The organism is Asticcacaulis tiandongensis (assembly GCF_006475605.1).
GTDB lineage: Bacteria > Pseudomonadota > Alphaproteobacteria > Caulobacterales > Caulobacteraceae > Asticcacaulis > Asticcacaulis tiandongensis.
Genome location: NZ_SSBC01000010.1, coordinates 229172 through 248736, shown reverse-complemented (window position 1 = coordinate 248736; position 19565 = coordinate 229172). Strand labels below are relative to the sequence as shown.

The 19565-nt window shown below is 56.4% G+C and carries 17 protein-coding genes; 8 read left to right on the top strand and 9 right to left on the bottom strand.

Annotated elements, in window-relative coordinates:
- Nucleotides 1-76: 76 nt before the first annotated feature.
- From E5201_RS05165 to E5201_RS05155, 3 genes are all read left to right on the top strand, one after another.
- The gene (locus E5201_RS05165) at nt 77-346 is read left to right on the top strand and encodes a GlsB/YeaQ/YmgE family stress response membrane protein (protein WP_140984937.1); all 270 of its coding nucleotides are present in this window, start codon (nt 77-79) and stop codon (nt 344-346) included.
- On the top strand, nt 343-588 hold the full coding sequence (locus E5201_RS05160) for a DUF2842 domain-containing protein (protein WP_140984936.1): 246 nt from the start codon (nt 343-345) through the stop codon (nt 586-588). Before E5201_RS05165 ends, E5201_RS05160 begins: the two co-directional genes overlap by 4 nt.
- A gap of 90 nt (nt 589-678) precedes the next feature.
- Entirely contained in the window at nt 679-1389 is a 711-nt protein-coding gene (locus E5201_RS05155; RefSeq protein ID WP_140984935.1) for a DUF6445 family protein, read from the top strand.
- Nucleotides 1390-1430: 41 nt separating this feature from the next.
- Here the strand turns inward: E5201_RS05155 and lpdA are convergent, their stop codons facing one another.
- The 7 genes from lpdA to E5201_RS05120 form a co-directional block, all read right to left on the bottom strand.
- Nucleotides 1431-2831, bottom strand: a complete 1401-nt coding sequence (gene lpdA / locus E5201_RS05150) for a dihydrolipoyl dehydrogenase (protein WP_140984934.1) — start codon at nt 2829-2831, stop codon at nt 1431-1433.
- Nucleotides 2832-2846: 15 nt separating this feature from the next.
- Entirely contained in the window at nt 2847-4121 is a 1275-nt protein-coding gene (locus tag E5201_RS05145; protein WP_140984933.1) for a pyruvate dehydrogenase complex dihydrolipoamide acetyltransferase, read from the bottom strand.
- A 21-nt stretch (nt 4122-4142) separates the two neighbouring features.
- Nucleotides 4143-5525, bottom strand: coding sequence for a pyruvate dehydrogenase complex E1 component subunit beta (locus tag E5201_RS05140; protein WP_140984932.1), 1383 nt, complete (start codon nt 5523-5525; stop codon nt 4143-4145).
- A 6-nt stretch (nt 5526-5531) separates the two neighbouring features.
- Nucleotides 5532-6554, bottom strand: a complete 1023-nt coding sequence (gene pdhA, locus E5201_RS05135) for a pyruvate dehydrogenase (acetyl-transferring) E1 component subunit alpha (RefSeq protein ID WP_140984931.1) — start codon at nt 6552-6554, stop codon at nt 5532-5534.
- A 171-nt stretch (nt 6555-6725) separates the two neighbouring features.
- A complete protein-coding gene (locus E5201_RS05130; RefSeq protein ID WP_246050577.1) occupies nt 6726-7034 on the bottom strand; it encodes an FtsB family cell division protein in 309 nt (102 codons plus the stop codon).
- Between the two features lie 233 nt (nt 7035-7267).
- Complete coding sequence (gene eno / locus E5201_RS05125) at nt 7268-8545, bottom strand: phosphopyruvate hydratase (protein WP_140984929.1); 1278 nt, start codon at nt 8543-8545, stop codon at nt 7268-7270.
- Nucleotides 8546-8633: 88 nt separating this feature from the next.
- Nucleotides 8634-9938, bottom strand: a complete 1305-nt coding sequence (locus tag E5201_RS05120; protein ID WP_140984928.1) for an AmpG family muropeptide MFS transporter — start codon at nt 9936-9938, stop codon at nt 8634-8636.
- A gap of 263 nt (nt 9939-10201) precedes the next feature.
- On the opposite strand from E5201_RS05120, the gene E5201_RS05115 reads away from it, so the two are divergent.
- From E5201_RS05115 to E5201_RS05100, 4 genes are all read left to right on the top strand, one after another.
- Nucleotides 10202-11095 carry a glycine--tRNA ligase subunit alpha gene (locus E5201_RS05115; protein ID WP_140984927.1) on the top strand — a complete coding sequence of 298 codons (894 nt, stop codon included), beginning with the start codon at nt 10202-10204 and terminating at the stop codon, nt 11093-11095.
- A 5-nt stretch (nt 11096-11100) separates the two neighbouring features.
- Nucleotides 11101-13380, top strand: a complete 2280-nt coding sequence (gene glyS / locus E5201_RS05110; RefSeq protein ID WP_140984926.1) for a glycine--tRNA ligase subunit beta — start codon at nt 11101-11103, stop codon at nt 13378-13380.
- Nucleotides 13381-13674: 294 nt separating this feature from the next.
- Nucleotides 13675-16341: a pyruvate, phosphate dikinase gene (gene ppdK, locus E5201_RS05105; RefSeq protein ID WP_140984925.1), complete on the top strand. Its 2667-nt coding sequence runs from the start codon at nt 13675-13677 to the stop codon at nt 16339-16341.
- A 141-nt stretch (nt 16342-16482) separates the two neighbouring features.
- On the top strand, nt 16483-17490 hold the full coding sequence (locus E5201_RS05100; protein WP_181404546.1) for a tetratricopeptide repeat protein: 1008 nt from the start codon (nt 16483-16485) through the stop codon (nt 17488-17490).
- 68 nt (nt 17491-17558) lie between these two features.
- On the opposite strand, the gene E5201_RS05095 is transcribed toward E5201_RS05100, so the two are convergent.
- The gene (locus E5201_RS05095; RefSeq protein WP_246050404.1) at nt 17559-18164 is read right to left on the bottom strand and encodes a glycine zipper 2TM domain-containing protein; all 606 of its coding nucleotides are present in this window, start codon (nt 18162-18164) and stop codon (nt 17559-17561) included.
- Nucleotides 18165-18455: 291 nt separating this feature from the next.
- On the opposite strand from E5201_RS05095, the gene rpmF reads away from it, so the two are divergent.
- The gene (gene rpmF / locus E5201_RS05090) at nt 18456-18638 is read left to right on the top strand and encodes a 50S ribosomal protein L32 (protein WP_140984922.1); all 183 of its coding nucleotides are present in this window, start codon (nt 18456-18458) and stop codon (nt 18636-18638) included.
- 69 nt (nt 18639-18707) lie between these two features.
- Here the strand turns inward: rpmF and E5201_RS05085 are convergent, their stop codons facing one another.
- Nucleotides 18708-19562 (bottom strand): 4-(cytidine 5'-diphospho)-2-C-methyl-D-erythritol kinase, encoded by an 855-nt coding sequence (locus tag E5201_RS05085; RefSeq protein ID WP_140984921.1) that lies wholly within the window; start codon nt 19560-19562, stop codon nt 18708-18710.
- Nucleotides 19563-19565: the final 3 nt, after the last annotated feature.

Genomic DNA, 19565 nt, shown 5'->3' with positions numbered 1-19565 from the left:
CCGGCAGGCGCGATTTGCCCACAGAGGGCCGCGCTTTTCAAGTTCGGACGGTGATTAAACAGAAAAGGTTCCACAAATGGGTGTTCAGGACTGGATTCTTGCCGCCATGACCGGTTTCATTATCGGCTGGATTGCCAACGCCCTGACCAAAAGCCGCTACAGTTTTATCGTCAATATGTTTGTTGGCATTTTTGGGGCCATTTTACTGAATTATTTTATTCACATAATCGCCATCTATCCGGAACGCTTTTTTCTGACCCTGCAAACCTCAGCCATCGGCAGTTCGGCCTTGTTACTGCTGTTTCATTTGACACGTGCGCTTGAAAAGACAAAAAAGCGCCTATGACCGAACCCACGCCCCCCCCTGTCAAAGGCCTGAGCCTCCCCGTCCGTCGCGTCATTGCGTGCGTAGGCATTGTTGTATTCCTGATTTTCTATGTGGCGCTGATTTCAAACATCGGTCAGGCCCTGCCGGATAATCAGGTCATCCGCATGCTGTTTTACGGGCTGGCCGGCATTCTTTGGGGCATACCGGTATTACCCATTATCAGCTGGTCGGAAAACTATAAAAAGCGTCCTAAATCCTGAGCGGTAAACGCGCAAAACCTGTTTTACATTTGCGGTCATCACCCGACACTGGTAGCCTTTGTCCTACATTGGTACTTAAACAGGGCGATCATGGCTAACGACCCACTCCGGCTTAACATCAATACGGCTGCCCGCCCGCGTATCGGCCTGACCGGACGGGACAAATCCCCCGTCACCATCATTGATGATGTCCTGATCAACCCCGAAGCGCTCAAGGCCGAAGGCCAGGCCGCGACCTATAGCACCGAACACCGCACCTTCTATCCGGGTCATAATGGCGTCATCGACCGTGAAAGCGTGTTGTCGGTCATCAGCGCCCTGAAGCCCGTCATTGAAAACGTCTATGACCTGCCGCTCACTAACCAGATTCGTTTAAGCGGCTATTTTGGTCTGGTATCCACCCCGCCGGAACGCCTGCATCTGGCGCAGACCATCCCGCATTATGATACGACCAATCCCCGCATGCTGGCGGTGCTGATCTATCTGTCAGGGCCTCCATACGGCGGCACCGGTTTCTATCGCCACAGGGCCACCGGCATTGAACGCATGACCCGCGAGAACATAGCCGACTATAATACGGCTCTGGCAGACGAGATGGCCGAGCGCGATGCCCTGCCCCGACGTTACTTCGATAATTCGGATGATCAGTTTACCTGCATCGCCAAGGTGGATGCGGCCTATAACCGTGCCGTGATTTACCCTGCCAATTTGCTGCACTCCGGCCTGATCGATCCAGCGCATCTGTCGGATGATCCGCGTAAGGGCAGGATCACGGCCAACATGTTTCTTACGATGCCCTAAGCATAAAAAAAACCGGCAGATCACTCTGCCGGTTTTTCATTTTACAGGTTAATCATCTTTCCGTCGGCATCAAGTGACGCCTCAAGAATGGCTTCCGACATGGTCGGATGCGGGAAGATCGTCCCTTGCAGGTCCTCTTCGGTGGCTTCCATAGTGATCGCCAGACAGAAACCCTGCACCATTTCGGTGACATTGGCCCCGATCATGTGCGCCCCCAGAAGGGCACCGGTTTTCTTATCGAAGATCACCTTGACGAACCCACCCGGCTCACCGGCGGCAATCGCCTTGCCGTTGGCCTTGAACGGGAAGCGGCCGATTTTGACATCGAGCTTCTGTTCCTTGGCCGCCTGTTCGGTGATACCAACCGAAGCGACTTCGGGGGTGGCATAGGTGCAGCCCGGAATCGGTGGATTGAGGTTCGACAGCTTCTTACCCGCCATATAGTCAGCGGCATGAACGGCTTCGTGCGACGCCTTATGGGCCAACCAGGGCGGGCCAGCGCAGTCACCGATAGCGAACAGGCCCTTGACGTTGGTCTTACCGTGGCTGTCGTTTTTCACGTGGCCACGATCAAGCTCGACGCCCAGCTTTTCAAGGCCGAGGTTTTCGGTATTGGCGACGATACCAACCGCAACAATAGCGACATCAGCCTTAAGGGCTTCGGATTTGCCACCGACCTCAAGATTGACGGTTACGCTGTCTTTCGACTTCTCAAGCTTGGTTACCTTGGCGCCTGTACGGAACTTGATGCCACGCTTTTCAAAGGCTTTTTTGGCCTCAGCCGAGACTTCCTGATCTTCAACCGGCAGAATGCGGTCAAGGGCTTCGATCACCGTCACATCAGCACCCAGCGACGTATAGAAGCTGGCAAATTCGATGCCGATAGCGCCGGAACCGATGACCACCATCGTCTTCGGCAGGGCCGTCGGCGTCAGGGCATTACGATAGGTCCAGATGCGCTCGCCGTCAGACACCGCGCCAATGGCCGGAATCTCACGCGCTCGCGCCCCGACCGCCAGCATGACGTTCTTCGGCTCAAGCACCTGCTCGCCGCCCTTATTGAGCTTTACGCGCACCTTGGGGGCGTCCTTACCGGCTTCAAGCGTAGCAAAGCCTTCAATGACGTCGATCTTGTTCTTCTTCATCAGATAGCCGACGCCGCCGTTCAGTTGCTTGGCAACCGCACGTGAACGTTCGACGATCTTTGTGAAGTCAAAACCGGCCTTTTCCGCCTTGAGGCCATAGTCCCCAAGGTGATTGACCTTATCATAGACTTCAGCTGACTTCAGCAGCGCCTTGGTGGGGATACAGCCCCAGTTCAGGCAGATACCGCCCAGAAGTTCACGCTCTACGATAGCGACCTTAAGGCCGTTCTGAGAGGCGCGGATCGCGCCCTCATAACCACCGGGGCCGGAACCGATAACAACCAGATCATAAGACATGTTTTCGGTCCTTTCCTACGCCAGCAACTTGATGGGGTCTTCGAGCAGGCTCTTCAGTGCGGTAATATATTTCGCACCGATAGAACCATCGACCACACGGTGATCGCAGGTAAGGGTCACGGTCATGACCGTTGCCACGGCCAGTTGTCCATGTCTGACCACCGGACGCTGCTCACCGGCACCCACCGACAGGATACAGCCCTGCGGTTCGTTGATGATCGAGGCAAATTGCTTGATGCCGAACATACCGAGGTTGGACACCGAGAAGGTGCCGCCCTGGAATTCTTCGGGCTTCAGCTTACGGTCACGGGCGCGTGCGGCAAGGTCTTTGGTTTCCTTGGCGATTTGCGACAGCGACTTGGTTTCAGCCTTACGCACGATAGGCGTAATCAGCCCCCCATCAATAGCCACCGCCATAGCGATGTCCGCATTGTGGTGCAGGGCGATACCTTCAGGCGTGAAGGAAGCATTAGCTTCCGGCACCTGCTTGAGAGCCTGAGCCACGGCCTTAATGACGATGTCGTTGACCGAGACCTTGATCCCTTGAGCTTCCAGCGCCGAATTGATTTTCGCGCGGGCTGCCAGCAGGTTGTCGAGTTCAATATCAACGGTCAGCGGGAAGTGCGGAATGTCACGGAAGCTGTCGGTCAGACGACGCGCAATCACCTTACGCATGCCATCGAGCGGCACGAGGTCATAGGAACCCGGCGCAATACCCAGTTGCTCAAGGCTTTGGGCCTTGCGCGGTTCAGCCGCAGGGGTCGAGGCCGAAGCCGCGCCAGCCTTACCTGTGCCTGACTTAAGCGCTTCGTCGATATCACGCTTGATGATACGGCCACGCGGGCCGGAGCCTTTGACAGCCTTAAGGTCAAGCTTGTTGATATCGGCCAGACGGCGGGCCAGAGGCGAGGCCTTGATGCGATCTCCCGACGAAGCCGCCACAGGTGCGGCCTTTGGTGCTTCGGCTTTTGGGGCAGGCGCAGCTTCAGCCTTGGGAGCCTCAGCCTTAGGGGCTTCAGGGGCCTTTTGTGGCGCAGGAGCAGCAGAACCACCTTCACCGGCCAGACGCGCGATAGGCGTGTTGACCTTAACGCCTTCAGTACCGGCTTCGATCAGGATGGCCTCAACCACACCTTCATCGACGGCTTCAACTTCCATCGTCGCCTTATCGGTTTCGATTTCAGCAATCACATCGCCAGCGTTGACGGTATCGCCAACCTTAACGTGCCACTTCGCCAGAATCCCCTCCTCCATGGTGGGGCTAAGGGCGGGCATTAAAATGTCTGTCATTTCAAATTCTTCCCTGTTGTCCTAGCGATAGGTCACGGCCTTGACGGCCTTGATGATCTTGTCAACCGAAGGCACCGTAAGGGCTTCGAGGTTTGCGGCGTAAGGCATGGGCACATCTTCCTGATGCACGCGCGCGGGCGGGGCATCCAGTTCGTCAAATGCCTGCTCGGTCACCAGTGCCGACAACTCGGCCCCGACGCCACACGGACCCCAGCCCTCTTCTACGGTCACCAGACGGTTGGTCTTGCGAACCGAGTTGATGATGGTTTCCGTATCGAGCGGACGGATCGTGCGCAGGTTGATGACTTCGGCAGAGATGCCTTCTTCCTCAAGCTTTTCAGCCGCCTTCAACGCGAAGCCGACCATGCGCGAATAGGTGGCGATAGTCACGTCCGTGCCTTCGCGCTGGATCTTGGCTTTGCCGATTGGCAGGATGAAATCTTCAACGTCAGGGATTTCGAACTCGTTGCCGTACATCATCTCGTGCTCAAGGAACACGACCGGGTTCGGATCACGAATAGCCGCTTTCAGCAGGCCCTTGGCGTCCGCCGCATCATAAGGCGACAGAACGATCAGGCCGGGAACATTGGCATACCAGGCCGTATAGTCCTGAGAGTGCTGGGCCGCCACGCGCGACGCGGCACCGTTCGGGCCACGATAAACGATGGATGACTTGATCTGACCGCCGGACATATAGAGGGTCTTGGCCGACGAGTTGATGATGTGGTCAATCGCCTGCATGGCGAAGTTAAACGTCATGAACTCGATGATCGGCTTGAGGCCCGCCATGGCCGCACCGGCACCGACACCGGCAAAGCCCATTTCGGTAATCGGCGTATCGATAACGCGACGATCACCAAATTCGTCCAGCAGACCGCGGGACACCTTATAGGCCCCCTGATACTGAGCGACTTCCTCACCCATCAGGAAGACGCGTTCATCACGACGCATCTCTTCGGCCATAGCGTCACGCAGGGCGTCACGTACGGTGATCTTGATGGTCGGCGTGCCTTCGGGGATTTCCGGATCGCGCAGTTCTTTTTTCTTAGGCGCTTCAGCCGCTGCTGGTGTCGTATCGGCATAGGTCTTTTCGCCGCCCTCGGCCTTGACCTCATCGGCACCACCGGCGGCACCTTCCGAAGCGGTCGGGGCTGGCGAAGCACTTTCACCACCAGCTAAACGGGCGATCGGGGTATTGACCTTGACGCCTTCGGTACCGGCTTCGATCAGGATGGCCTCAACCACACCTTCGTCAACAGCCTCGACTTCCATGGTCGCCTTGTCGGTTTCGATTTCCGCAATGACCTGACCAGCGGAGACTTCATCACCGGCCTTGATGTGCCATTTGGAAAGGGTGCCTTCCTCCATGGTCGGAGAAAGCGCGGGCATAAGAATGTCAGTCATATCGGATTATGCCTCAAGATAAACGTCGGTATAAAGCTCGGACGGATCGGGTTCGGGGCTGGTTTGCGCGAACTCGACAGCCTCAAGCACGATGGCCTTGACTTCGTTGTCGATGGTCTTGATCTCGTCTTCGGCCACGCCTGCCTGTTGCAGCATGGTCTTGATGTGATCAATCGGGTCACGGGTCGTCTTGACCTCATCGACCTCTTCCTTGGTGCGGTACTTGGCCGGATCGGACATCGAGTGACCACGATAGCGATAGGTCTTCATCTCAAGGATGTAAGGCCCCTTGCCCGAACGGGCATGTTCCGCCGCACGCTGGCCAGCCTCGATGACGGCAAATACGTCCATGCCGTCTACCTGCTCGCCCGGAATACCGAACGAAGCGCCGCGCTGATAAAGCTCAGTGGTGGCCGAAGCGCGCGCCAGAGCCGTGCCCATGGCATATTCGTTGTTTTCGATCACATACACGACCGGCAGCTTCCACAGCTGGGCCATGTTGAAGCTTTCGTAAACCTGCCCCTGATTGGCGGCGCCGTCACCGAAATAGGTGAAGGAGACATTGCCGTTCTTATTGTAGAAATCGGCGAAAGCCAGACCGGTACCCAACGACACCTGCGCGCCGACGATACCATGCCCACCATAGAAGCCGGTCGCGATGTCGAACATGTGCATCGACCCGCCCTTGCCCTTGGATGAACCACCGCTACGGCCGGTCAGTTCAGCCATAACTTCCTTGGGGTCCATACCGGCAGCCAGCATATGGCCGTGGTCACGATAACCGGTGATCACCTGATCGCCGTCAATGGAGATTTCTTCCATGCCCACAGCAATGGCTTCCTGCCCGATATACAGGTGGCAGAAACCACCGATCAGGCCCATGCCATAAAGCTGGCCCGCACGCTCTTCAAAGCGGCGGATGAGAACCATCTCGCGATAATATTTAAGCAGGTCGTCTTTCGACACATTGCGGTTGAGTTTGTCACCGGCAGTCTGAGTTCCGGTGTCTGCCTTGGCGGCACGCGCCATATAAGCCTCCCTAAGAAATAGGCCTAAGAAAATAGGTTTAAAAAAAGCCCAGCGCCTTAAGCGAAATGCGAGAGCTGTGGATTTTTGACGGCAACGGCAATTTCTGCCGCAGCCAAAACCTTGCCTAACCTCTTAGGCAAAGCTTGAACGCGCGTAAAGTCCCTCAAATGCTCAGGATTGATCGTCTTTCACGACTCGATCACGGATGACGTACTCATCAGGCGCATTAAGCCCCAGAAGAATACGCGCCCGCTCCTCAAGTAATTCTTTTGATAAATTATCAGTTCTAAGGAAACGATCACGCGCCTCAAGGTCCTTTCGGACCGCCTTAAGCTCCGTGAGTCTTTTTTCCTTTATAGCCAGTTCGACCTGTCTTGATTCTTGTGAAAAGAACCCTTTATCACCGGTCAAATACTGAACACTACAATAGGCAATGACTATAGCGATAAAAGCCGTAGGCAAATATGGCCTTAATTGCATAAACACGTCTTATGCCCCTTACGTACTGCAAAGCGAACCTGATCACCATTTCGCTCACGCAACTTTAACAAACTGTTACCAATCATGTCACATCAGATGAAAGAATTTATCACAAAACCGCGCTAAAGCAGCGAAGCGGTAGCGCAAAAAAGGAGCGGCACGGGGCATCCGTACCGCTCTTTTTGTCATTTCTGTAAAAACCGTTCTCCACAACGATCCCTAAGCCGGGGCGATTAACCGCGAATAACGCTCAAACCAGCATAGACCGCTTCGTCATCAAGCTGGGATTCGATTCTCAGAAGCTGGTTATATTTGGCCAACCGGTCTGAACGCGCCAGCGAACCGGTCTTGATCTGACCGCAGTTGAGCGCCACCGAGAGGTCGGCAATCGTATAATCTTCGGTTTCACCCGAGCGGTGCGACATAACCGAGGTATAGCCCGAACGGTGCGCCAGGTCGACGGCATCGAGTGTTTCCGACAGGGTGCCGATCTGATTGACCTTGACGAGGATCGAATTGGCCAAACCTTCGACAATGCCGGTTTCCAGACGCAGCGGGTTGGTTACGAACAGATCGTCACCAACCAATTGCAGGCGATCCCCCAGACGATCCGTCAACAGCTTCCAGCCTTCGAAATCATCTTCACTCATGCCGTCTTCGATCGAGGCAATCGGGAAAGCATCCGCCAGTTTCGCCAGATAATCGACCATACCCTCAGGCGACAGGGTCTTGCCTTCGCCCTCAAGATGATATTGGCCCCCTTTGAAGAATTCCGTCGAGGCGACATCAAGCGCCAGCCAGAAATCCTGACCGGCCTTATAGCCTGCATTTTCACCGGCCTTAACGACAAAGGCCAGCGCTTCTTCGGCAGATGACAGGTTCGGCGCGAAACCGCCCTCATCGCCGACATTGGTGTTGTGGCCAGCGGCCTTCAACGCCGACTTCAGGCTGTGGAAGATTTCCGCCCCCATGCGCAGGCCTTCCGAGAAGCTCTCGGCACCGGCCGGAACGATCATGAATTCCTGAATGTCGATGGGGTTGTCGGCGTGCGCCCCACCATTGATGATGTTCATCAAAGGCACAGGCAATACGCGGGCAGAGATACCGCCGATATACTTATAAAGAGGCAGGTTAGCGGCATTGGCGGCTGCCTTGGCGGTCGCCAGAGACACACCGAGAATGGCATTGGCCCCAAGGCGGCTCTTGTTAGGTGTACCATCAAGATTGATCAGGGTCTGGTCGATGCGACGCTGATCGCGGGCATCAAAACCGGAAATGGCGTCATAGATTTCGTTATTGACGGCATCAACAGCCTGACGCACGCCCTTACCGAGGTAACGTGACTTATCGCCATCGCGCTTTTCGACCGCTTCGTGTGCGCCCGTTGAGGCCCCCGAAGGCACAGCCGCACGGCCAAACGAGCCGTCTTCAAGCGTAACATCGACCTCAACGGTCGGATTACCACGCGAATCGAGAATTTCACGGGCGACGATATCGATAATTTCGGTCATGCAACGGTTCCCAAACCAACAGAAATAAAACAGACCTGCTCTAGCAAGAGCCTGTGACAGTTACAAGCGTGTTCCCACATAATGAAACTCACGCAGGCCTGAACAGCCCCTTGCGACGCAGGATCAGGCACAACACAAGCGCCGGCACTCCACACACCGCCGTACCGATGAAAAAGGCCTGATAGGCGCCGAACAGCCCCATATCCGGCGTCAGGCTATCAACGATCTGACCGGAAAAGCCTTTGAGCAGCTTGCCCGAAAAGGCCGCCATCGAATACATCAGAGCATAGTGGGTCAGGGAAAACTCACGCACCGCCAGTCGCGTCATAAAGGCGATAAAGGCGGTTTCAGCAATACCATTGGCGACATTGTCGATGACCAGCGTCGCCCCGAACACCGTCAGATCGCCCGGATAGACCGCCATCATGGCAAAGGCGACATTGGACAAAGGCCCCGCCAAAGCGCCTATCCAGAACGACCGCTCAATGCCCAGCCACAATATACAGCCCCCGCCCAAAGCCACCCCAATCAGAGACGCGGTCAGGCCTACGGTTGAACGCATATAGGCTATGGCCGAATTGCTCAGGCCCGTATCTTCGTATAATGGCCCCGCTACCGGCCCGATCAGATAGTCCGGCAGGCGATACAACGCCAGCGTCAGCAATATTAATAAAGACAGCCCGCCATATTCCCTGAAAAAGCTCTGAAACGGCTCAATCAGCAAGGTTTTCAGATTTTGTGGCTTGGGCGTGACCGACAATTCGGCTTCGGACGGTCTGGCCAGCAGCGTGGCGATCACGCCAATCCCCATGACACAGGCCAGACCAATCACGGATTTTGGCCACCCGTGATGTTCTGCGGGAATAAGGATCAGCGAACCGCTCAGCAGAACGGCAAAGCGAAACCCATAGGCATAGAAGGTCGGATTCAGCCCCTCATCGGCCAGTGTTTTTGTCTGCTCAATCCGCCAGGCATCAATAGCGATTTCCTGTGAGGCAGAAGCAAAGGCGACAAACAGGGCCGACAGGGCAAAGGCCGTCAAATTGCCCTTGGGGCCTATGGTGGCCATCAGTATCAAGCCTGCGGCGATGGCGATCTGTGAGACCAGCATCCATGACCGCCGCTGCCCCAGCCACCCATAAAGCAACGGCAGACGCACCTTATCCATCCACGGTGCCCACAGAACCTTTAGGCCATAAAGCAGGCTCACCCACGACATAAAGCCGATGGCCGTCAGGCTGACGCCTTCCTCGCGCATCCAGAAACCGAGCGTCGCGCCGGTCATCAGGAACGGCAAACCGGCCGAGAACCCCAGTGCTAGCAACAACCACGACGGCGCGTGTTTAAGGGCCGTCAGTATATCCCGCCAATGTGCTGATCGCGTTTCACTCATGGGCGGATGGAAGCGCGATTCTAACGTTGGAAAAATAGGGGATATTTCTCTTCATCCTACCCTGTTTACGGGGGAGGTGGCGAGCCTGTCGAGCCGGAGGGGGCATTACCGGTAGAGCCCCCCCCTTCCGTTAGCAGCTTCGCACTGACACCTCCACCATGAACAGGGGAGGATGTTTAACCGCTTTTCTTTATAATGCCCGCTTGCCTGCCCCTGCCCGCCCCTTTATGTTCGCGCACAATTATAACTGCGTGTGCATACTCATGGCCAAAGCGACCTCCACCCCCTTGTCTTTTCAGGATCTGATCCTGACCCTGCATCATTACTGGAGCCAGCAAGGCTGCGTCATTCTCCAGCCCTATGACGTCGAAGTCGGCGCAGGCACCCTGCATCCGGCCACCGTCCTCAGGGCGCTCGGTAAAAAACCGTGGAAAGCCGCCTATGTTCAGCCGTCACGTCGTCCGGTTGATGGACGCTATGGCGAAAACCCCAACCGCCTTCAGCACTACTACCAGTATCAGGTGATCCTCAAGCCGAACCCTGAAAACCTTCAGCAGCTTTATCTCGGTTCGCTTGAGGCCATTGGTCTGGACACTAAGGTGCATGACATCCGCTTTGTCGAAGACGACTGGGAAAACCCGACCGTCGGCGCGTGGGGTCTCGGCTGGGAAGTGTGGTGTGACGGCATGGAAGTCACCCAGTTCACCTATTTTCAGGGCGTCGGCGGCATCGAGGTCGATGTCGTGTCCGGCGAACTGACCTATGGCCTCGAACGTCTGGCCATGTACCTTCAGAATGTCGATAATGTGTACGACCTGAAATTCAATAATGACGGCGTAACCTATGGCGAGGTTTTCAGGGAACAGGAACGCCAGTTCTCAGCCTTCAATTTTGAGGCCTCGGACGTCGAAACCCTCAAACGCCAGTTTGAAGACATGGAACGCAACGTCACCCGCATCCTGAACACGGAAAACAGCCTCGGCTATAAGCTGGTGCTGCCCGCCTATGACCATGTCCTTAAGGCCTCGCATCTGTTCAACCTGATGGATGCGCGCGGCGCGATCGCCGTGGCGGAACGTCAGTCCTATATCGGCCGTATCCGTGACCTGTGTAAGGCATGTGCACTCGAATGGGCTGCGCAGGAAGAGGCGCGTTAATTTAAATGACTCAATTACTTATCGAACTTTTCTCAGAAGAAATCCCCGCCCGTATGCAGCTTGGGGCCGCACGCGACCTTGAGCGCCTGTTTGACGCCAGACTGAAGGCGCAAGGCATCGCGTACAAAAGCCTCAAGGCCTATGTCAGCCCGCGCCGCCTGACCCTTCATGCCGAAGGCCTGCCGCTCGAACAGGCGGCGATCACCGAAGAGGTCAAAGGCCCCAAGGAATCCGCGCCCCCTCAGGCACTCGAAGGCTTCCTCCGCAAGGTAGGTCTGACGCGTGAACAACTGGTGATCGAAAACGGTGTATTCATTGCCCGCATCGAAAAGCCTGCCAAGAAAACCGCCGACGCTCTGCCGGATATTCTTAAGGACGTCATCTTAAGTTTCCCGTGGCCGAAATCCATGCGCTCGGGCACCTCGACCTTCCGCTGGGTGCGTCCGCTTAAGCGGATCATTTTCCTGTTCGACGGTCAGGTTCTGCCGTTTGAAATCGGCGGCGTGACGGCCAGCAATATCACCGAAGGTCACCGTTTCCTCGGAACCGGCGAACCTTTTGAGGTCACGGACTTTGCGTCCTACAAAAAAGGGCTGAAAGACAACTTCGTTGTTCTCGATCACCTTGAGCGTCAGTCGATCATCCTCGACAAGGCCCACGAAGTCACCGCCGCTGCCGGTTGCAGCCTGATCGAAGATCATGGTCTGCTTGAGGAGGTTGCCGGCCTTAATGAATGGCCGGTGCCGCTTCTGGGGGACATGGATGAAAAATTCCTCAGCCTGCCGCCCGAAGTCATCCGCACCTCGATGCGCACGCACCAGAAATATTTCGCGGTGCGTGACCTGACGAACGGTAAGATGGCAGCGAAATTCGTCGTCGTCTCCAACCTTAAGGCCTCCGACAAGGGCGCGGAAATCAAGCGCGGTAACGCCAAGGTGCTTTCGGCCCGCCTGTCGGATGCCGTCTTCTTCTGGTCAGAAGACAACCGCGCCGGCAATTTCGATGCGTGGAATGAAAAGCTGAAAGGCGTCACCTTCCACGCCAAACTGGGGACCATGGCGCAGCGCGTTGAGCGTATCATCGCTCTGGCTCAGAAAATCGCGCCGGTTGTCCGCGCAGACGTCAGCATGACCGCAGATGCCGCCCGTCTGGCCAAGGCCGATCTGGCGTCCCAGATGGTCGGAGAATTCCCTGAGCTTCAGGGCATTATGGGCGGCTATTATGCCGAGGCCGCAAAGCTTCCGCGCGACATAGCCGATGCCGTTCGTGATCATTATAAGCCTCAGGGGCCGTCCGACAGCCTGCCCGAAGGTGCGGTATCGGTAGCGGTGGCGCTGGCCGATAAGATCGACACCCTGACTGCCTTTTTCGCCATTGACGAAAAGCCGACGGGTTCAAAAGACCCCTATGCCCTGCGCCGCGCGGCCTTAGGTGTTCTGCGTATCCTGCGTGAGCATAATGTGCGTCTGTCGCTCAATGACCTGCTTGAGACCTGGTACTACAGCCTGCTGAACTATGCAGGCCCCAAGCGCGCCGTCTATGTCGATACGGATAACTGGCGCGGATCGGCTGGCCCGCGCTGGAATCACAATGGGTCGACGACCTATGACAACTATCTGCGTGATTTCCGTCAAGGCCTGCTCGAAAGTGCGGTCTATGTGCTGGAAACCGACCGTGACCACGACCTCGACATCACCTTTGAGCATGTCGAAAACCAGACGCCGGTTGAAAACGCGCTCCTGACCTTCCGTGATTATAAAACCGTCAGCGCCGAATTTAACGCCTTCTTCGCCGACCGCCTCAAGGTCATGCTTAAGGACGAAGGCGTGCGCTTCGATGCCATCGAAGCCGGTTTTGCCGTAGCCGACACGGACATTTTACGTACCGTATCGCGTATCCGCGCCCTTGAGACGGCTCTGGCGTCTGCAGACGGCGACAATCTTCAGGCAGGCTTCACACGGATTAACAACATCCTGAACGCCGAAGCCAAAAAAGGCCAACTGCCCGAAGGCCAGCCTGCCTCCCTTGCCGACGCACCGACAGTTGAGGCCGAACTGATCCGGCTGTTTACCGTCACCCAACCGGCGGTACAAAAGCTCGTCGCCGAAGAAAACTATGCGGCGGCCCTCACGGCTCTGGCCAGTCTGAGACCCGCCATTGACGCCTTCCTTGACGGGGTGCTGGTCAATGCCGAAGACGCCGCCATCCGTGACAATCGCCTGAAACTGCTGGGAAGCCTAAGAAAGCTGTTTGGCTCGGTCGGTGATCTATCGAAACTGGTGTAAAAACATAAGGCGCGAAAGTTCAGGCTTTCGCGCTTTTTTATTTTTGCTCAAGGGCTTGTGATTGGTAACCAAATGAGATTCGAGCATAAATGCTGCACCGCAACGCAAAAACGCACAAAATCAGATGTGGATATATTTTTTTACACGAATCTATTCAGACCAGAGATCATTTTGCGTATAAGGGCGTTAAATCCGTCTGAAAAAGACTGAAAAAACAATATAATCATACAATTACCGCCTGAATTGATCACATATCAGACAGGTTTCGGGAAAAGGAAAGAGGGATAGTTTTCCATGTCCAAACACTGGGTTTACGCCTTTCAGGCCGGAAAAGCCGACGGCGATGCAACCATGAAAAATCTGCTGGGGGGCAAAGGTGCCAACCTCGCAGAAATGTCATCTCTGGGTCTGCCGGTACCGGCGGGCTTCACCATCACCACTGAGGCTTGCGTCCACTATTACCAGAACAGTCAGGCCCTGCCGGACGGTCTTGTGGCTCAGGTCGAAGAGGCCTTGAGCGCCCTTGAGGCCTCAACCGGCAAAGGTTTCGGCAGCGTCGAAAACCCGCTGCTGGTGTCAGTACGTTCCGGTGCCCGCGCCTCGATGCCCGGTATGATGGACACGGTTCTGAATCTCGGCCTGAACGATGCCACGGTGGGTGGTCTGGCCGATCTGACCGGTGACCGTCGCTTTGCGCTCGATTGCTACCGCCGCTTCATCACCATGTATTCAAACGTCGTACTCGACGTAAAGCATCATGCTTTCGAAGACATTCTCGATGATCATAAGGATCGTCTGGGGATCACGATTGACACCGACATCACCGCCAAAGACTGGGAACGCATCATTGCCGACTACAAGGCACTGGTGAAGCAGGAACTGGGTCACGACTTCCCGCAGGACCCCAAGGACCAGCTCTGGGGCGCCGTTAAGGCCGTGTTCGGTTCTTGGATGAACGACCGCGCCAAGTTCTATCGTAAAATGCACGATATCCCCGAAGACTGGGGCACCGCCGTCAATATTCAGTCGATGGTCTTTGGCAATATGGGTGATACCTCCGCGACGGGCGTGGCCTTTACGCGTAACCCCTCGACCGGCGACCCTGCCCTTTACGGTGAGTTTTTGCTTAATGCGCAGGGTGAAGACGTGGTGGCCGGCATCCGCACCCCGCAAACCCTGACGCAAAAGGCGCGTGAGGAGATGGGCGAGCGTAACCCATCAATGGAAGAAGCCCTGCCCGACGTGTTTGCCCAGTTCCGCGACACGGTGGAAACCCTCGAAAAGCATTACCGCGACGTTCAGGACGTGGAATTTACGGTCGAACAGGGCAAGCTCTATATGCTCCAGACCCGTAACGCCAAACGCACCTCACGCGCGGCACTGAAAATCGCGGTCGACATGGCCCGCGAAGGCCTGATCACGCCTCAGGAAGCGCTTCTGCGTCTTGACCCCTCAAGCCTCGATCAGCTTCTGCACCCCATGCTTGACCCCAAGGCGGATCGCACCCTGATCGCCCGTGGCCTCCCCGCCTCTCCGGGGGCCGCTGCCGGTAAGATCGTATTCACTGCCGATGATGCCGTGCGTCTGGCGGCGGCGGGCGAAGACGTCATTCTGGTGCGCGATGAAACCAGCCCCGAAGACATCCACGGCATGCACGCCGCCAAGGCCATTGTCACCGCGCGGGGCGGCATGACCTCGCATGCTGCCGTGGTGGCCCGTGGCATGGGCCGCCCCTGCGTCTCCGGTGCCGGTGAACTGACGATTTCGACCGAGCGCGGTGAATTTACCGCGCGGGGTGAAACCTACAGCCACGGTGACCTGATTACGCTTGATGGCTCGACCGGTGAAATCTTCAAAGGCACGGTGCGTATGATCGAGCCGGAATTCTCTGACGATTTCCATCAGATCATGGCCTGGGCCGATGAGTTCCGCACGCTTAAGGTACTCACCAATGCCGAAACCCCGACCGATGCGAAAACCGCACTCGGCTTCGGTGCCGAAGGCATAGGGCTGTGCCGTACGGAGCATATGTTCTTCGACGAAGAGCGTATCACCGCTGTGCGTGAAATGATTCTCGCCGATGACGAAGCCGGTCGCCGCAAGGCACTGGCCAAACTCCTGCCCTATCAAAAGGCCGATTTCGTCGAACTGTTCCAGATCATGGACGGCCTGCCGGTCACCATCCGCCTGCTCGATCCGCCTCTGCATGAGTTCCTGCCGCACACCGCAGACGACATCAGGGGTGTCGCCGAAGCGCTTGAGGTTTCCGAAGACAAGCTGGCCAAGCGCGTCAAGGAACTGTCGGAAACCAATCCGATGCTCGGCTGGCGCGGCTGCCGTCTGGGGATCACCTTCCCTGAAATCTACGAGATGCAGGTCGAAGCCATTTTCGAAGCGGCTTCAGATGTGCGCGCCAATGGCCTGAACCCTCAGCCTGACATCATGCACCCGCTGGTCGGTACGCGTGAGGAAATGGCCAATCTGGTTGCCCTCACCCGCCGTATCGCTGAGGCGGTTCTTGAGCGCCGTGGGGCTAAGGTGGACTATAAGGTCGGCACCATGATCGAACTGCCGCGCGCAGCCCTTCTGGCCGACAGGCTGGCGGAAGCAGCCGAGTTCTTCTCATTTGGCACCAACGATCTGACCCAGACCACCTATGGCATCAGCCGCGATGATTCGGGCCGCTTCCTGAACCCGTACATTGAAAAGGGCATCTACGAAAAAGACCCGTTCGTCTCGCTTGATCCCGATGGGGTCGGCGAACTGATCCGCATCGCCACCACCAAGGGCCGGGCCACGCGTCCTGACATCAAGCTCGGCATCTGTGGTGAGCATGGCGGTGATCCGGCGTCGATCACCTTCTGTCAGTCAGTAGGCCTCGATTACGTCTCCTGCTCGCCTTACCGCGTGCCGGTGGCTCGTCTGGCCGCCGCTCAGGCCGCCATCCGCGCCAATAGCTAAGACACTTAAGACTATTGTTTATTTTCACCCTGGCAGCCTCGGTTGCCGGGGTTTTTTATAGCCAGAAACCGGTCACGCATGATAATGCGTTCCTGGTATTTTTTGACCATTGGTCACGCTTAAATGGGGGAGATAAATATAATGTCTTATCGTCAGCTATGGCTTACCGCTTCGGCGCTTGTCTTTTGTACGCTGGGGGCCACAGGTCCCTTGTCTGCCGCCCCGACCACTCCGGCAAAGGCATCAGGCGCGTCAGCGAGCGAGTCGCTGAAGGCCGCCGAAACGGCTTTCGAAGCGCGGGATTATGAAACATCCTTTCCCCTCTATCAGGATCTGGCGCGTAAAGGCGATGCCGAAGGCCAGTATATGCTCGCGATCAGCTATGACTTTGGCTATGGCGTAGAAAAGAACGAAGCCACTGCCGTAGACTGGTACAAGCTGGCCGCTGCGCAAGGCCACGCCAAGGCGCAATATAATCTGGCCATCAGCTACGACGAAGGTCAGGGCACGCAGAAAAATCCGAAAAAGGCTGAGGAATTCTACGAAAAGGCCGCCCTTCAGGGACATGGCAATGCGCAATATAATCTGGCGCAGCTCTATTACGCCGAAGACTCAGGCATCCCCCAAAACTATCCCAAGGCATTTAAATGGTACCTTATGTCCGCTGAACAGGGGGAACCCAAGGCCCAGTTTCGCATAGGCTATATGTACGATGAAGGCGAAGGGGTAGAGGTCGATAAACCGAAAGCCGCCGCTTGGTATAAAAAAGCGGCGATAGCGGGCCACCAGTGGGCACCGTTCAATCTGGCACTTATGTACGATACGGGCGACGGCGTGGCGGTTGATAAGAGCGAGGCCCTGAGGTGGTATCAGCAATCTGCCTATGCCGAAGACGAAAAGGGTCAGTATAACCTGGGGGTGATGTACGACAACGGCGAAGGTACGCCGGTTGACCACAGGGCGGCGGCCTTCTGGTACAAGCAGGCGGCGGCTCAGGGCCATAAGGGGGCGCAATATAATCTGGGCATCAGCTACTATAAGGGCGAAGGCGTCGATGAAGACGAAGCCCTGGCGATTGAATGGCTGACCAAGGCCGCCGAACAAGGCCACGAGGGTGCCGCCGACGCCCTGAAAACCATCGCCGAATAGCAAAAAAAGCCTCCACTGTTGCGGAGGCTTTTTTCATTCAGCATACCCGCCTGTTTGCAGGCATGTGGTTAGCGACGGTCGTAACGCCGACGATCGTGATGACGGTCATTACGCCGGTGGTCATGACGATCATAGCGCCGGTGGTCACGCCGGTCATAATGCCGATTGTGGCCCCTGTGATGATCATAATGATCCCGGCGGCCATGGCCATAGTGATGATGATGATGGACGGCGCGCGGCGGGGCATAGTGGCCATAGTAGCGGTCACGATAAACGCTGCGATAACCATAGTTCGGACGCTGGTTATAATAGACCGTCACATAGCCGCGTGGCGGCGGTGGCGGATCATAATAACCGGCATCATAGCTGTAATAACGGTCTTCATAGCAACTGACGCTGGCATTACCCGCCATGCCCCCGACAGCGGCGCCTACGGCGGCACCGGCCACTGTATTACCGCCGCGATCCCAGCGGTTTGAGGCTTCGTTGCCGATCACGCCCCCGACCACGGCCCCAAGAATGGCACCGGTCGCCGTGGCGTTTGATTTTTTCTGATAACAATAGCCGTCATATCTCTGGGCGCTGGCAACAGACGGCAGACTTACAACAAATGCCAGCCCCAGCCCCATAAGGGCCTTGGGCATATGGCGGGACAGGAAGGATTTCACTTGCATGGCACTACCCCTTTGGGCGAAATTTACGCTATAGCCCATGTAACAATTTTGAAACTGAACATTGCCTGAATGAAATATGGCCGGATTGGGGCCAGTTTCATCGCTTTACCCTCAGGCTATGACAACCAAAGTTGTTTTTTAGGGTTTCCAACAGCGATTGCCCCTTGATAAGCCGCTTGGCTTGAGGCATAAGGCCCGCCTTCCGGACGGTTTTCCGCCCGACATGATTTGCGTGCCTGAGAGCATACCTCAAAAAAGCTTTCGGCGATTTGAAGAATAAGAGAGACGAAAATGGCCGTACCTAAGCGGAAAGTATCGCCTTCACGGCGCAACATGCGTCGTTCGCACCATGCGCTCGGTGCCAACTCCTTTGTTGAAGACAAGGACACGGGCGAGCTGCGCCGTCCGCACCATGTTGACCTGAAGACCGGCATCTATAAGGGCCGTCAGGTTATCACGCCTAAGAAAGACTAAGTCTTCTTTTGGTGTGTACTAAGCGTTTTAAACGCGGCTTTCATTATGAAGGCCGCGTTTTTCGCATGCTTAACCTAACCGACAGGCCCTGATCCACGCCTCAGGCCACAGAGCGCTTAAGGCATCCGCCAGCGCATGGGCATCCGCATCTGAGGCGCACAGGGCAAAGCAGGTCGCCCCTGACCCCGACACACGCGCCAACTGCGTCTGAGGCTGCGCTCTCAAAGACGCCAACACCTCACCAATAACCGGATTTAATCCGACCGCAGGGCTTTCCAGATCATTACGTCCCTGTTTCAGGCAATCAATCAGTGCCGCCGCCTGTTGAACAGGCTCAAACCTCAGTTCCGAAGGCGGAAAAACACCTTGCCGGTCATAGGCGGCATAGACCGCAGGCGTCGGTGAGGCCACCAGCGGGTTAATCAGGACACACGCAAGCGTTGGCAGACTAACAAAGCGTAGCTTTTCGCCATACCCCTGAGCCATTGCCGGTCTTGACCACAGACACATCACCCCGTCCGCGCCCGTAGAAGCCGCTATGGCCTCAAGCCGGTCGTCAGGCATGTCCGGCGCATAAAGCGCTCTCAGCCCCCTTAAAACCGCCCCAGCGTCGGCACTTCCGCCACCGACCCCCGCCGCCAGAGGCAGGTTCTTACTGAGGTGAACGCGATGGCTGATTCGCGTGCCCGTCTCTGCTTCAAACCGGCGCAAGGCCTTAAGGATGAGATTGCCCTCCCCCGCCCCCAACCCTGCGGAAAACGGCCCGTCAATGGTCAGCAGAGGCCCCTCGCCATCGTCTGTAAACCTGATATCGTCACCGATATCGGCAAAGGTCACAAGGCTTTGCAGCGGATGATAGCCACGATGATCCGGTGCCTCGACATGCAGACACAGATTGACCTTGGCTTGAGCCAGAACCTGCATGGA

Excerpts from the sequence above, each read along its gene's own strand:
- E5201_RS05165 (WP_140984937.1), top strand. The coding sequence starts at position 77 with ATGGGTGTTCAGGACTGGATTCTTGCCGCCATGACCGGTTTCATTATC.
- E5201_RS05160 (WP_140984936.1), top strand. The coding sequence starts at position 343 with ATGACCGAACCCACGCCCCCCCCTGTCAAAGGCCTGAGCCTCCCCGTC.
- E5201_RS05155 (WP_140984935.1), top strand. The coding sequence starts at position 679 with ATGGCTAACGACCCACTCCGGCTTAACATCAATACGGCTGCCCGCCCG.
- lpdA (WP_140984934.1), bottom strand. The coding sequence starts at position 2,831 with ATGTCTTATGATCTGGTTGTTATCGGTTCCGGCCCCGGTGGTTATGAG.
- E5201_RS05145 (WP_140984933.1), bottom strand. The coding sequence starts at position 4,121 with ATGACAGACATTTTAATGCCCGCCCTTAGCCCCACCATGGAGGAGGGG.
- E5201_RS05140 (WP_140984932.1), bottom strand. The coding sequence starts at position 5,525 with ATGACTGACATTCTTATGCCCGCGCTTTCTCCGACCATGGAGGAAGGC.
- pdhA (WP_140984931.1), bottom strand. The coding sequence starts at position 6,554 with ATGGCGCGTGCCGCCAAGGCAGACACCGGAACTCAGACTGCCGGTGAC.
- E5201_RS05130 (WP_246050577.1), bottom strand. The coding sequence starts at position 7,034 with ATGCAATTAAGGCCATATTTGCCTACGGCTTTTATCGCTATAGTCATT.
- eno (WP_140984929.1), bottom strand. The coding sequence starts at position 8,545 with ATGACCGAAATTATCGATATCGTCGCCCGTGAAATTCTCGATTCGCGT.
- E5201_RS05120 (WP_140984928.1), bottom strand. The coding sequence starts at position 9,938 with ATGAGTGAAACGCGATCAGCACATTGGCGGGATATACTGACGGCCCTT.
- E5201_RS05115 (WP_140984927.1), top strand. The coding sequence starts at position 10,202 with ATGGCCAAAGCGACCTCCACCCCCTTGTCTTTTCAGGATCTGATCCTG.
- glyS (WP_140984926.1), top strand. The coding sequence starts at position 11,101 with ATGACTCAATTACTTATCGAACTTTTCTCAGAAGAAATCCCCGCCCGT.
- ppdK (WP_140984925.1), top strand. The coding sequence starts at position 13,675 with ATGTCCAAACACTGGGTTTACGCCTTTCAGGCCGGAAAAGCCGACGGC.
- E5201_RS05100 (WP_181404546.1), top strand. The coding sequence starts at position 16,483 with ATGTCTTATCGTCAGCTATGGCTTACCGCTTCGGCGCTTGTCTTTTGT.
- E5201_RS05095 (WP_246050404.1), bottom strand. The coding sequence starts at position 18,164 with ATGCAAGTGAAATCCTTCCTGTCCCGCCATATGCCCAAGGCCCTTATG.
- rpmF (WP_140984922.1), top strand. The coding sequence starts at position 18,456 with ATGGCCGTACCTAAGCGGAAAGTATCGCCTTCACGGCGCAACATGCGT.
- E5201_RS05085 (WP_140984921.1), bottom strand. The coding sequence starts at position 19,562 with ATGCAGGTTCTGGCTCAAGCCAAGGTCAATCTGTGTCTGCATGTCGAG.